Raw genomic sequence first — 13,370 nt, 5'->3', positions numbered from 1 at the left:
AAATGTTGTTTGGGTTCTGTGGATACAGAAGGGGCAGGTCGCGACATGCCCGTACTAGATTTAAATGAATATGGATTGATTGTAAAGGAAAGAATTCAATGGTTGAGCAATCAATATGAATATGTGAAAATTCATAATTATGTTGTAATGCCCAATCACGTTCATATCATCGTAGAGATTGATAGTCAATTGGTGGCAGATAAAGAAAAAAAAATCAAATCTTTATCAAGCCTGATGGGTGCTTTGAAAACGACGTCCTCAAAATTAATTCATCTAAGTGGTTTTTTAGAATTTTCTTGGCAGCGATCTTTTCACGATAGAATTATCAGAAGCCGGCAAGAGTATTTGAGAATAGCCAATTATATCGATTCAAATCCTGAAAATTGGCATAAAGATTCATTTTCACAAAAGGATTAGAATAATTCCAATTGCGTGGGCAAAGGCTCTTTGGGCACTTCTTCACGCCCCCAAAAATTCATGATATTGCCAAATTGTTTGTCGGTAATTCTTAGAATACTCACCTTTCCCAAAGGTGGGAGCAAGCTATGTACACGATTTTCATGAACATCAGCACTTTCACTACTGGCGCAATGGCGCATATACACCGAGTATTGCATCATTGTAAAACCGTCTTTCAATAAATTTTTGCGGAACAAACCCGCATTCCGGCGATCTTTCTTAGTGTCGGTGGGCAAATCAAAAAATACAAATAACCACATAATTCGATATCCATTTAGTTCCATAACATGGGATAATTAATTTTTCTGGCTGTTCCTGCAAAACATTGTTGCAGTGAGGCTGCTGTTTTAGAAAGACCAACCATTAAGGGGCTTTTGGTGTCTTCAAAATAAACCGTTTCTGTGAGTACGCTCAACAGTTCGGCTTTGATCTCTGTGGTGAGTTCATCATCTTCATAGTTCTTCATTATTTCCATCACCTTGGCATCTACCAACGGCCGGAAAGGTTCCATAATATCATCAGCCAGGCAAAAGGCGTTGTATTTGTTGTGGTGATGTATGCCCAGTGTGCAGAGCAAGCCACTACCACTGAGTGCCCGGGCAACTGCCGCCCGCAAGACGATGTAGCCATAGTTCAAAAATGGGTTGGGGTAATCACCATAACGTTCCCTTCTGAAGTTAAAATCAAAGAGGTGTTTCCAGTAATAGGCAGCAGCGGCACCTTCACGATTGTCGGTATCGCCACTCAATACTTTGGATTCGTGAAAATCCATGATCTTGTATTGCTTATTCTGTCTTTTTAATAATTGCGACTGATGCCTGATTTTGGTTTTTACGGTTTGTTGCCAGAGTTGTTTTTTGAGTGGGGCAGTGGCATTGATTTGATTTTTAAAAATTTCCTGTTGAAGGTGGTGGCTGTTGAGGTTCAGTAACATACTGTTGGGCATATGTTTTTGATCACAAAAAATAACCGCCACATTATTATAGGTCAATTTTGAGAGGGTAGTTATCGAAATATAAATCTCGGGATGTTCAATGATTACAAACCCTACATCCTCAATAGGCACGGTGGTTTCGCGTTGTTCGGTTTTAATAACCAATTGCTCCAAACGGGTATTGATGGAGGCTTTATTTCCAAAAAACAGGGTGCGTTTTAGCATATATTTTTTTTTAAATATATGCTTTTTAATTAAATGCTTGATTTACAACAGTTGGGAGTTATAAATTTGTTGCTACTTAACCACAAATTTTCCTGTTTTCAGATTTCTATTTCCTTCAATTACCTGATAAAAATAAAGACCCGAAGGATAATCCACAGCTTGAATAAAATAATTGTTTGAGTTTGTTTTTTCTTCTTTAATTACTTTTCCCTTGAGGTCAATTATCTTTATAGTGGTAGTCCCTATTTCTTCAGGAAGTTGTAGTATTGACAGTCTTGTTACCGGATTGGGGTGTAGTATAATCCTGTCTTTAATGACATCCGGGACGTTTAGAAATCCGCATGCTGTGGCACCATTGAAATAATAAGTATCCGCTCCTTTGGTAAAGCAAATAAGTTTGTTCAAATCGGTTATGTCAACAGTAACCCCAAAAGGGTCAAAGCCCCTGTTTGAGCCAATGCCTTCAATCCAAATTTCAGCCAAACCGTAGCCATCATCTTCAAACTCAATTACTTTCCTGTTTTCACCGGCAATAAATTGGGTGCTTGTGTTGATCACTTCCATTTCCTGAAGTCCATTATTATCACCTGAATAGGAGCAATAAATTTTATTTTCTACAGAAAACACAAATACATCACCTGTTACCAAGGTGAAATCATACATTATGACTTCATCTGTTGTATTGCTGTCTGTTATTTTATATACTATGCCGTTGTCTTCCCTTAACAGGCAATAGTAAAAACTTGAACCGGTATTGTTTTGTATTTTTTTATAGGTAATACCATTTACCATTTCAGTACCATCAATATTCACCTGTACAGTAACAGTTGCCGGAGGCCAATCATCTCCAAAGGGCGCATGATTGATTTCAACACTCCATATATTGTCTTCATCAAGCATGGGAAGATAATTCTGGGTATAGCAATAAGAAGCTATAAGGAAGCAAAAAGCTGAAAGTATTTTTTTCATTATCAGAACTTTTAAAAGTTTAATAAAATTAGGAAAAAAAACGAATTGGCACTTAATCTGCTACTAATAAATTAATTAGGTAAGTTTCTCCTTCAAATATTTCCCTGTAAACGATTTTTTGATTTTAACCACTTCTTCAGGAGTACCTGATGCAACAAACTCTCCACCTTTTTCGCCACCTTCGGGGCCTAGGTCAATGATGTAGTCTGCACATTTAATCAGGTCCATGTTGTGTTCTACTACAACGACAGAATGTCCTTTTTCAATCAATGCGTCAAAGGATTTGAGCAGTTTTTTAATGTCGTGGAAATGGAGTCCCGTGGTGGGCTCGTCAAATATAAAAAGCACCTTGTCCTTAGTTTCTCCTTTTACGAGAAATGAAGCCAGCTTGATGCGTTGCGCCTCACCGCCGGAGAGGGTAGAGGAGCTTTGGCCCAGTTGCACATAGCCCAACCCAACATCCTGAAGGGGTTGCAGTTTACTGTAAATTTTCTTTTCGTTGTGAAGTCCAAAAAAGGCAATCGCTTCATCAATGGTCATCGTGAGGATGTCGTCGATGTTTTTACCCTGAAACTGCACTTCGAGAACTTCTTTTTTAAACCGCTTGCTGTTGCATGCCTCACATTCCAAATGCACATCAGCCATAAATTGCATTTCAATGGTCACTTCGCCTTCGCCTTTACACACTTCACAACGGCCGCCGTCAACGTTAAACGAAAAATGTTTGGGTTGAAAGTTTCGCAGCTTGGATAACTTCTGGTTGGAAAATAGATTTCTGATGTCGTCGTAGGCCTTGATATAAGTCACCGGATTCGACCGACTGGAACGACCAATGGGGTTCTGGTCGATAAACTCGATGTTTTTCAGGTTGCCATAATTGCCCTCCATTTTTGAAAACTGACCGGGTTTGTCTCCCACACCGGTGAGTTCCCTTTGAATGGCAGGGTAGAGGATTTTTTTAACCAAGGTGCTTTTTCCGCTTCCGGATACACCTGTCACCGCAACAAAGGATGCTAAAGGAAATGTAACATCAATATTTTTCAGGTTGTTATGCCGTGCCCCAATGATGTTGATGTGATATTTGGATGTTCTTCTTTTTTTTGGGATTTCAATTTTCAAAGTCCCATTCATATATCCGGCGGTTAATGAATCGGATTTCATGATGTCTTTATAGGTTCCGGCGGCAACCACTTCCCCTCCAAAAGTGCCGGCTTCCGGACCGATGTCGATGATTTCATCTGCGGCTTTGATGATGTCTTCGTCGTGTTCAACCACTATAACGGTGTTTCCCAAATCGCGTAGTGATTTTAAAACGCCGATTAACTGCTCGGTGTCTTTGGGATGCAGACCAATGCTGGGTTCGTCCAGAATATACATTGAGCCCACAAGACTGCTTCCAAGAGAAGTGGCGAGATTGATACGTTGTGATTCACCACCTGAAAGGGTGTTTGACTTTCTGTTTAGTGTCAGGTATGATAACCCCACATTGTTCAGAAAACTCAGACGATTGTTGATTTCGGTGAGTAGTCGTTTGGCCACCTGGGTGTCGTGGTCGTTGAGTTCCAGATTTTTGAAGAAGAGCTGTAGTTTTTCGATGGAAATCTCAACTAAATCTGTGATGGATTTCCCCTGAACTTTGACATAACTGGCCTCGGGGCGCAATCTTTTGCCTTTACAAGTGCTGCATTTTGTTTTTCCGCGGTAGCGTGAAAGCATCACCCTGTTTTGGATTTTATAGCTTTTTTCTTCCAGAAATTTAAAAAAGGAGTGAAGCCCTTCAAAATACTCATTACCGTCCCAGACGAGTTGTTTTTGCTCATCAGTGAGTTCAAACCAGGGGCGGTGAATGGGAAAATCAAATTTGTAGGCATGGTTGACCAATTGGTCCCGATACCAACTCATGCTTTCACCCCGCCAGGGATAAACAGCATTTTCATAGACTGAAAGTGCCGTGTTGGGTATCACCAGCTCTTCGTCTATACCTATCACGTCGCCATAACCTTCACAGGCAGGACAAGCACCATAAGGATTGTTAAAGCTGAACAAATGAACGTTTGGCTCGATAAAAGTCATTCCGTCAAGTTCAAAGCGGTTGTTGAATTCGGTGACCTTTTTGCTGTCCAAATCCTCAACAAACAAATTGCCCTTGCCTTCAAAAAAGGCCATTTCTACCGCATCAGCCAGTCGGTTGTAAAAATCTTCTTCGTTTTTGGTGATGATGCGGTCAATGACTATAAAGACTTCATCAGTAGCTGATTTTGCGTCAAACTCATCAATCCTTAGAATTTCATTGCCTGTTTTAATTCTTGCATAACCTTGTTGAGCCAACGCTTTTATTTTGTTTTCAAGACTTCTACCGTTTTCGAGGATAACCGGAGCAAGCAGCAAGAGTTTTTGGCCTTCTTCAAGCGTTTTGAAGTAATTCAGTACATCAGATACGGTATCTTTTTTAACTTCTTTCCCTGAAACGGGAGAATAAGTTTTCCCAATACGGGCAAAAAGCAACTTGAGGTAATCATAGATTTCAGTAGATGAACCCACTGTTGAACGCGGATTGGTCGTGTTGACTTTTTGTTCAATGGCTATTGCCGGAGCAATTCCCTTGATATAATCCACTTTGGGCTTGTTGAGCCTGCCTAAAAATTGCCGGGCATAGGAGGAGAGGCTTTCCACATAACGTCGTTGACCTTCGGCATAAAGGGTGTCAAAGGCCAGGCTGGACTTACCTGAACCCGAAAGCCCCGTAATCACCACCAGTTTATTGCGTGGAATGACAACATTGATATTTTTAAGGTTGTGGAGTTTAGCCCCTTTAATTATGATGTTATGCTTGGGGTTTACTGCTTCTATATTCAATTTTCAGGCAATTTTAATGGGCAAAGGTACGATTTTAGGGGCAGGATTTTAAATGAATTTTAACCAATTTTTATTTAAATATAGTTGCTTTAAGCCTTTGAAAACAGTACATTTCGATTCTTATTTGGAAAATTAATATGTTAAAAAGCTTAACTAAATTTGGATAAGAAAATTATTTGTTGTTATATTTACGTCATAGATTTAAACTAAATAATTGATTTGCCTATTGCATAGCATTACTTTTAAACAACAAATAGTTTTTCCGCAAGGAGTTTTTGCCCTATTTTAAAATGTAATGTTATGAACACAATTCCATCTGATGCATTTTTGGTAAATGCATACATAAACGGCAACGAGAAAGCCCTATCTGATTTAATTCAAAGACACAAGCAACGCATTTACAGCTTTATTTATTCTAAAGTTGGAGATCGCGATGTTACTGAAGACGTTTTTCAGGACACCTTTATTAAAGTAATTAACACTTTAAAAAGGGGCACTTACAACGAAGAAGGTAAATTTTTGCCTTGGGTGATGCGTATTGCTCACAACTTAATTATTGACCACTTCAGAAAAAACAACCGTATGCCCAAATTTGAAAATAATGGCGACTTTAATATTTTTTCTGTGCTGTCTGATAATGATTTAAACGCCGAACGAAAAATCATCAAAGGACAAGTTGAAGAAGACCTGAGACGAATTATTCTGGAACTGCCCGAAGATCAGCGGGAAGTACTCGTAATGCGCCTTTACAAGGACATGAGTTTTAAGGAAATTTCTGATCAAACCGGGGTGAGCATTAATACTGCTTTAGGGAGAATGAGGTATGCTTTAATCAATTTACGTAAAGTGATTGATAAGCATAACATCGTTTTGGTGAATTGATACAATAAATACTTTTTAAGTGCGTTTCAGTTTTAACACTAACAACTTAAAAAGGTTTATATGGAAAACGTTTACTCAAAAACCTCTCCCCAAAAAAATAATTTAATCCCCAAGGATGAAACAATTAAGTTTCTTCTTGACTATTCGCAGGCTTTAAGTGTTATAGATTGTAATAAATGGAAGTTTGAAGCACTTCTAAACTAAACTTTGGAAAAGTCCCGTCAGCTAGCGGGACTTTTTTTTGTTATACTCTTCGATTACTATTTTTCTACCGATAGTTTTTGTGATGATGTCTTTTTCAAGATCCCAGCCCCTTGCCGGTGAATATTGCCTGCCATACCAGATAATTTGAAGGTGAAGCTTGTTCCATAAATCTTTTGGGAAAAGCCGTTTAGCATCTTTTTCGGTTTGAACCACATTTTTTCCGTTGGAAAATCCCCAGCGGTACATCAATCTGTGAATGTGTGTGTCTACAGGAAAAGCTGGAATATTAAATGCTTGAGAAACCACAACGCTTGCTGTTTTATGACCCACTGCAGGTAATTCTTTCAGTGCTTCTATGTCTGCCGGAACCTGACCACCGTATTTGTCAATCAAAATATGTGAGAGGTAGTAAATGCCTTTAGCTTTCATCGGCGACAACCCAACGGGTTTGATGATTTCCCTGATTTCTGCTTCAGAAAGCTTGACCATATCATAGGGGTTGTCAGCTATTTCAAACAAAATGGGTGTTATCTGATTGACTCTCACATCGGTGCTTTGTGCAGAGAGCAGGACAGCAATCAAGAGGGTGTAGGGGTCTTTATGATCAAGAGGTATGGGAATTTCAGGATAAATTTGATTTAACGTTTCAATAACAAAGTTGACCTTTTCTTGCTTGTTCATTTTGTGTACTTTTAGGGATGTAAATTTAAAGGAAACCGTTGGCTTGTCCTATTGAAAACCATTGGATTTTCTGATATAAACATAAAAATTGCTATACTATGAACACACTTAAAGCAGGGGATAAGGTTCCCAATTTTAATTCCAAAGATCAGGAGGGAAATCCTGTTTCATTAAATGATTACAAAGGCAAAAAACTGGTCGTCTTTTTTTACCCAAAAGCCAATACGCCGGGTTGTACTGCAGAAGCCTGTGACCTGAGAGACCATTACAAGGAACTTCGTGAGAATGGCTATGAATTATTGGGTGTGAGTGCTGATAGTGAAAAAAGCCAGAAAAATTTTAAAAATAAATTTGATTTCCCCTTTCCGTTATTGGCAGACGAATCCCGGGAAGTTATTGATGCCTTTGGTGTATGGGGGCCCAAAAAGTTTATGGGCAGGGAATTTGACGGAATTCACCGTATAACGTTTATAGTGGACGGTAAGGGTGTTGTTGAGCGGGTGATTGATAAAGTGAAAACCAAAGAACACGCAGCACAAATTTTGGACGAATAATAAAAAGTTGTCAAAAAAAAGCCTCTTAATTAGAGGCTTTTTCTGTTTCTTTATACCCAAAGAGCTTTTTGTCTTTGATGATTTTTGCAACACCACCCGGAAGGGTTTCTTCCCAGCCGTCTTCGCCATCCATAATTTTTTGTAATACTTCCCTGGAGAAAATCTTTAAAATTTCCGGATTGTAGTCTGTAATGTCCACAACTTTTCCGTTGTATTTAAAGAATTTGTACAATTCTTTCATTCGAGGATGCACTTTCAGGTTATCGCTGTTTGTGGTTTCTCCTGTGTCCTGATTCAGCAAGGGGTAAAGATAGACCTTCAGGTCTTTGAAAAACAATTTACCAAAGGCTTCAAGAATACCACCACTCAAGTGACGGTAATATTTTTCGTCAAATATATCCACCAGGTTATTTACACCCATGGTTAGCCCCATTCTGGCTTTGGTATATTTGGAGTAAAATTCAACCAGTTTATAATATTCTTGGAAATTAGAGATAAGTACTGTATGCCCAAGGTTACACAGCAATTTAGCGCGATCCATAAAGTCTTCTTCGTCGATTTCACCTTCGGCCCTCAGGTTTGAGAGGGTAATCTCAAAGATGGTAATGGTATTGTCTTCTTCTACTTTGTTTTCATTAATAAAGATTTCGTAAGAACGCTCAAACATATCGATATTCACCTTGGTGACCGGTCTGAAGCTTCCCCTGAGTGTGAGTATGTTCTTTTTGTAAAGAATGGCAGCAGGCAGGATGTTATTTCCGTCCGGTCCAAACATAACCGCCTCGGTCATTCCATTTTTTATGAGTTGAAGGCTCATTAAGCGGTTGTCCACATCTGTGAATTGTGGTCCTGAAAAATTTACCATATCAATTTCAATCTGGTCTTTGTCGATATGGTCATACAGGTACCTGAGTAGTTTTCGGGGTTGGTCATATTTGTAAAATGCTCCATAAACTAGGTTAACACCAAGGGTACCAAGAGTTAGTTGCTGTAGTCGGGCATCATTTTCCTTGAATCTAATGTGCAGTATGATTTCGTTATATTCTCCATTGGGCTCCACTTGAAAACGAATACCTACCCAACCGTGACCTTTGAATTTTTTTGCAAAGTCGATGGTTGCTACAGTATTGGCGTAAGCAAAAAATATTTTATTGGGGTGTTTTTCCCTGGAAATGCGATCTTCCATGAGTTTCATTTCGTGACGCAACATGGTTTTTAAACGTGGCTCGGTCACATAGCGACCGTCTGCCTCAATACCGTAAATAGCGTCACTAAAATCCTTGTCGTAAGCTGACATTGCTTTGGCGATGGTCCCAGAAGCACCACCGGCCCTGAAAAAGTTCCTGACAGTTTCCTGACCTGCTCCAATTTCGGCAAAGGTGCCGTATATATTTTCGTTGAGGTTGATTCGAAGGGCTTTGTCCTTAATGGAGGGAATTTGTTCAAACTCCTTATCTCCTTTGAGCATTTCCGGCATAGTCTGTTATCTAATATTTAATTTATACAAAGGTAGTAAATACAACAGCTAAACAAAAAAATATCTTTAATTTTGTGCCCATGTTAACACGATTTTCTGTCATTTTTTTAGGCACAGGCACTTCCCAGGGAATTCCCGTTATAGGGAGCAACCATCCGGTATGTAAAAGTACTGATACTAAGGATAAAAGGTTACGGACATCAGTTTTGCTCTCCTGGGGAAATTACAATTATGTCATTGACACCGGACCCGATTTCAGACAACAAATGCTGAATGCTGATTGCAGAAAACTTGACGGCGTTTTGTTTACCCACGAGCACAACGATCATATTGCCGGCCTGGATGACATCAGGCCCTATTTTTTTAGACAGGGAGATATTGCTACTTACGCACATAAACGGGTGTTTGAGGCATTAAAAAAGAGGTTTGACTATATATTTATTACTGAAAATAAATATCCCGGAGCTCCCACACTTAAAGAAATCGAAATAGACAAAAACAAACCCTTTAAAATAAACGATAAACTGGTGATTCCCATAGAGGTGATGCACAACCGATTGCCTGTACTGGGTTTTAGGATTGACAATTTCACCTATATAACCGATGCCAAAACCATCGCTCCCGAGGAAGTGGAAAAAATTAAAGGCACCAAAGTGCTAGTGCTAAACGCTTTGAGACAAGAACCCCATTATTCACATTTCAACCTTGAAGAAGCACTTGAATTTATTGAACTAATCAAACCCGAAAGGACCTATTTAACCCATATCAGTCATTTGTTGGGTTTTCATGAAGAAGTCCAGAAAACCTTGCCTGAAAATGTATTCCTGGCTTATGACGGACTTAAAATAACGATTTAAAAAAGTACCCATGAAAAACAAAATCATTTTATACCTCTTTATATTTTCTGTGCTGATGCTCTTGTTTATGTATATGAACCAAAAGCGCATTTATGAAGACCAGGAAGCAAGAATTGACAACCTGAGTGAAAAAGTAACTTTCTACAAGGGAATCAATGAAGTGCTCACCGAAGAAAACTTTGACCTGAATTACTTTACCCTGATGGGGAATGACAATGCCATGACTTATTTTGAAAGCTTTGGACTTGAAGCCGATTTTATGCAGGATATGGTCACAGAACAAATCTACAACCAAAACAATGTTGAAGGCGATAACCCTTTAGTGCCTTATGTGGGTATGGAAGGCGTAATGAGAATCAACAAAGTACGCTTTTTAAACCATCGCTGGGTAATTGCCGATTTTACAGACGGCCGCTACTGGGGCGAAATGTTATTGGAGTATGATCTGGATGAAAACAACGATTTGACATTGAAAACCTTGTCGTCGTTGTTGTATCAGGGGGATTAGTTTTTGAAATTTTCCGGTTAGCTTAGGGAGGTTAAGTACCAAAAGATGAAATGTGCGGTAGAAGGTTTCAAATTATACGCTTAGATTCGTTTTCTATTAATTCCATTTCTTAAGATTGATATTCCAAAAATTATAATTGGAAGACTAATTAATAAGTAATAATAACCAGAGCTATCTTGTTCTTTTCCAGAATATATTAAAATTGATAATGAAAAAAAAACACCAAAGATGATTGTTAAAATTCCAATTATTATTAAAACGATTTTTTTTATCAATACTTATGTTTTTATATTTTGTTGCCAGAAGTTATTTTACAATTACACTATTTCCGACCGAAAATCTGGTTTGAATATTCGTTTCTTTCACTCGCTATCGCGCTCCTGAAACTTCGGGAGCATCGTGTGTAAATTGGGTTTTCCTTCTTAGGTCGTTGTCAAATAATCAAAGTTTAATTGAAAGTTCAAGATGGCCACCAAGACCGAGCTCAACAATCTTTTGTAGTGTCGAAAGCCGAACTTCTTTTATATCGTTCTCAATCTTTGAAATGTAACCCTTGTTAGTACCACATTTTTCAGCAAGTTCTTCTTGTGTCAAGCCTTTTTCAAGTCGGGCTTGTTGAATAAGAAAACCAAGCTTATATCCTTCATACCCTTTTTCAAACTTGTCGCGTTTGGGAGTTCCTTTCTTGCCGTATTGTTCATCAACAAATTGGTCAAGTGTTTTTAAATTACTTTTCTTTTTCATAATCTTTTTTAATTTTTAATGCTTTTGCTATTTCAGATTTCGGTGTTTTCCGGGTCTTTTTTTGAAAACCATTTGCTAATATTATAAGCTTGCCCTCGTCAAAAAAGCAAAATATTCGAATAATGTCGCTGCCCTGCTGTACCCTAATTTCATATAGCCCGTCCGTTCCTTCTATATGTTTCAAATAATCGGCCGGGATTTGTTGTTGAGTTTCTATAACCCTAAAAGTCCATAAAATCTTGTCCTTTTCTTTTTGCTTCTGTTTTTCAAAGAAGTCAGAAAAGTAATTTTTATATAAGGTTACAGTTCTTAGTTTTATATTACCCATAGGGTGCAAAGATAAGCAAAGTTGTCCGAATGAACAACTTTGTTTTTTGCATTTTAACTCCTTTTAAATGTATTAGTAATAGAAAGTAGGATTAAATCCGCTTCTCCAACCAACGCTTTAACTCAAAAAAGTTTTGCGGGTTTACGCCGTGCCCCACGGGAAACTCGCTATAAATGTTTTTGATATTTAGCTTGTCTAAAAACGGTTTGGCTTCCCTGCCCCATTCCACGGGAATGACCTGATCCACACTGCCGTGAGAGGCGTAGATATCCAGATGGGTGTAGTCTTTTTCATTGGGGTTTTCGGGAAGTAACTCTGTATTGATATAACCGCTCAGGGCAATGATGTTTTTTACCTTTTCAGGATAATTTAAGGCTACGGCATAACTCAATATGGTGCCCTGGCTAAAGCCCAGCAGGGTGACATTTTGGGCATCCACATCATAAGCGGCAACGGCTTCATCAATAAATGTGGCAATGAGGTCTCGCGAATGTTTAGCCTGCTCGGTATCACTGAATTTCCCGGAGGTATTGTCAAAATAAATGGCATACCAGGCGTTGCCATAAGGCTGCATTTGGTAAGGCGCCCTTACGGAAATGATAAACAACTCTTCCGGCAGTTCCGGTGCAAAGGAAAACAAGTCGTTTTCATCGCTGCCATAGCCGTGAAGCATAATCATTAAAGGGGCTTTTGACTGGTTGTTCTTTGGTGGTCTTATTAAGTGGTGAAGTGATAAGTTTTTAGTAGTCATTGTTATGGAATAAAAATACCGCCTGTGATGCGGTATTTATGGTTTGTGAATTAGTGATTGATTATCTCATGCCTTTAAACCATTCTTGAAACTGTTCACCAAGAAACGGGACAGGTTTTCTTTCTCCCTGAATGGCCCCCACAAATCCAATCGCCCATAAAACCAGTACTAAAATTGAAATTGCCGAAGAGAGGATGCCTATCATACCAAACCTTACAATGAGTGAGGCCACAAATGAAAGCAACATCAAGCCCAGCATCTGCCTGATATGAAAAGAAGCATATTCGCTGCGGGTGCTGCCGTTCATCACTATGGCAATAATCCAGCCGATTAGGGTAAGATATGCGATTATACCTATTGTTTTTTCGTTACTGTTTTCCATCAATTGTTAGTTTTTGGTTTGGTCTTTAAATTTAATCAATTAATCCAAAAAGGTAAACCATTTTTGAAAGTTTTCACTCAGATAAGGGATAAACGGTTTTTTAACTTGTACAGCATAAATAAATGAATACACCCATAAAACAAAGGAAATGAGCCAGAGAATATCACCAAGAATTATATTTATGTAAGCGTGTGATACCTGTGAAACAAAAAGCAGGACCACCAGCCCAAACATAATCTTGATATGGTAAGTCACGTATTCTGATTTTAAATCTTTGTTCATAAAATAGGCAATAATCATCCCCACAAAAGTGATGTAATTGATCAAGCTGATGTTTTTTTCCTGTTTGGTAATTATTTGCATTTTTAAAATCTTAATTCAGTTTCAGTTTTTTGTTGCTGTAAATCCCCAGTGCTTTTCCTTTAAGGTGTTGCCCAAGTAAGGCCGCATTGTGAGAGGCAGAGTGAATGTGTTTGGTTTCAAACACCCATTGGGTTTCCGGTTCAAAAAGGGTGAGGTTTGCTGTGTTGCCTTCTTCAATGGGTTGTTCTTCAATTCC

16 protein-coding genes and 1 pseudogene are annotated in these 13,370 nt (G+C 38.7%); 5 read left to right on the top strand and 12 right to left on the bottom strand.

Annotated elements, in window-relative coordinates; genetic code table 11:
- A partial coding sequence (locus tag AC6F75_RS10195; protein ID WP_500714919.1) for a transposase occupies positions 1–417 on the top strand: 417 nt, incomplete at its 5' end.
- On the opposite strand, the gene cas2 is transcribed toward AC6F75_RS10195, so the two are convergent.
- The 4 genes from cas2 to uvrA all read right to left on the bottom strand — a co-directional run bounded on the left by cas2 (position 414) and on the right by uvrA (position 5,443).
- On the bottom strand, positions 414–743 hold the full coding sequence (gene cas2, locus AC6F75_RS10190; protein ID WP_500714918.1) for a CRISPR-associated endonuclease Cas2: 330 nt from the start codon (positions 741–743) through the stop codon (positions 414–416). The genes AC6F75_RS10195 and cas2 overlap by 4 nt on opposite strands.
- Positions 734–1,618 carry a type II CRISPR-associated endonuclease Cas1 gene (cas1, locus tag AC6F75_RS10185; protein WP_500714917.1) on the bottom strand — a complete coding sequence of 295 codons (885 nt, stop codon included), beginning with the start codon at positions 1,616–1,618 and terminating at the stop codon, positions 734–736. Before cas1 ends, cas2 begins: the two co-directional genes overlap by 10 nt.
- Before the next feature lie 72 nt (positions 1,619–1,690).
- Entirely contained in the window at positions 1,691–2,587 is an 897-nt protein-coding gene (locus AC6F75_RS10180) for a T9SS type A sorting domain-containing protein (protein WP_500714916.1), read from the bottom strand.
- A gap of 75 nt (positions 2,588–2,662) precedes the next feature.
- Positions 2,663–5,443, bottom strand: a complete 2,781-nt coding sequence (gene uvrA, locus AC6F75_RS10175; protein WP_500714915.1) for an excinuclease ABC subunit UvrA — start codon at positions 5,441–5,443, stop codon at positions 2,663–2,665.
- 300 nt (positions 5,444–5,743) lie between these two features.
- Between uvrA and AC6F75_RS10170 the strand changes: the two genes are divergently transcribed.
- A complete protein-coding gene (locus AC6F75_RS10170) occupies positions 5,744–6,325 on the top strand; it encodes a sigma-70 family RNA polymerase sigma factor (protein ID WP_500714914.1) in 582 nt (193 codons plus the stop codon).
- A gap of 225 nt (positions 6,326–6,550) precedes the next feature.
- Here AC6F75_RS10170 and AC6F75_RS10165 read toward each other — a convergent pair whose 3' ends face one another.
- The gene (locus tag AC6F75_RS10165; protein WP_500714913.1) at positions 6,551–7,210 is read right to left on the bottom strand and encodes an endonuclease III domain-containing protein; all 660 of its coding nucleotides are present in this window, start codon (positions 7,208–7,210) and stop codon (positions 6,551–6,553) included.
- A gap of 98 nt (positions 7,211–7,308) precedes the next feature.
- Here AC6F75_RS10165 and bcp point away from each other — a divergent pair, with 98 nt between their 5' ends.
- Positions 7,309–7,764, top strand: a complete 456-nt coding sequence (gene bcp / locus AC6F75_RS10160; RefSeq protein ID WP_500714912.1) for a thioredoxin-dependent thiol peroxidase — start codon at positions 7,309–7,311, stop codon at positions 7,762–7,764.
- Positions 7,765–7,789: 25 nt separating this feature from the next.
- On the opposite strand, the gene AC6F75_RS10155 is transcribed toward bcp, so the two are convergent.
- On the bottom strand, positions 7,790–9,241 hold the full coding sequence (locus AC6F75_RS10155) for a TonB-dependent receptor (protein ID WP_500714911.1): 1,452 nt from the start codon (positions 9,239–9,241) through the stop codon (positions 7,790–7,792).
- 80 nt (positions 9,242–9,321) lie between these two features.
- Between AC6F75_RS10155 and AC6F75_RS10150 the strand changes: the two genes are divergently transcribed.
- Together AC6F75_RS10150 and AC6F75_RS10145 are read left to right on the top strand one after the other, a co-directional pair.
- A complete protein-coding gene (locus tag AC6F75_RS10150; RefSeq protein WP_500714910.1) occupies positions 9,322–10,098 on the top strand; it encodes an MBL fold metallo-hydrolase in 777 nt (258 codons plus the stop codon).
- A gap of 10 nt (positions 10,099–10,108) precedes the next feature.
- On the top strand, positions 10,109–10,606 hold the full coding sequence (locus tag AC6F75_RS10145; RefSeq protein ID WP_500714909.1) for a hypothetical protein: 498 nt from the start codon (positions 10,109–10,111) through the stop codon (positions 10,604–10,606).
- Between the two features lie 441 nt (positions 10,607–11,047).
- On the opposite strand, the gene AC6F75_RS10140 is transcribed toward AC6F75_RS10145, so the two are convergent.
- The 6 genes and pseudogenes from AC6F75_RS10140 to AC6F75_RS10115 form a co-directional block, all read right to left on the bottom strand.
- Positions 11,048–11,350 (bottom strand): helix-turn-helix domain-containing protein, encoded by a 303-nt coding sequence (locus tag AC6F75_RS10140; RefSeq protein ID WP_500714908.1) that lies wholly within the window; start codon positions 11,348–11,350, stop codon positions 11,048–11,050.
- Positions 11,334–11,678 (bottom strand): type II toxin-antitoxin system RelE/ParE family toxin, encoded by a 345-nt coding sequence (locus AC6F75_RS10135; RefSeq protein WP_500714907.1) that lies wholly within the window; start codon positions 11,676–11,678, stop codon positions 11,334–11,336. Before AC6F75_RS10135 ends, AC6F75_RS10140 begins: the two co-directional genes overlap by 17 nt.
- Before the next feature lie 91 nt (positions 11,679–11,769).
- A complete protein-coding gene (locus tag AC6F75_RS10130) occupies positions 11,770–12,429 on the bottom strand; it encodes an alpha/beta fold hydrolase (RefSeq protein ID WP_500714906.1) in 660 nt (219 codons plus the stop codon).
- A gap of 61 nt (positions 12,430–12,490) precedes the next feature.
- Positions 12,491–12,811, bottom strand: coding sequence for a DUF4870 domain-containing protein (locus tag AC6F75_RS10125; protein WP_500714905.1), 321 nt, complete (start codon positions 12,809–12,811; stop codon positions 12,491–12,493).
- A gap of 39 nt (positions 12,812–12,850) precedes the next feature.
- Positions 12,851–13,174, bottom strand: a complete 324-nt coding sequence (locus tag AC6F75_RS10120; RefSeq protein WP_500714904.1) for a hypothetical protein — start codon at positions 13,172–13,174, stop codon at positions 12,851–12,853.
- A gap of 10 nt (positions 13,175–13,184) precedes the next feature.
- Positions 13,185–13,370: pseudogene (locus AC6F75_RS10115) on the bottom strand (dihydroorotase); the annotation flags it as partial.

Source organism: Planktosalinus sp., from assembly GCF_059864935.1.
This window is presented reverse-complemented; position numbering and strand designations above follow the sequence as displayed.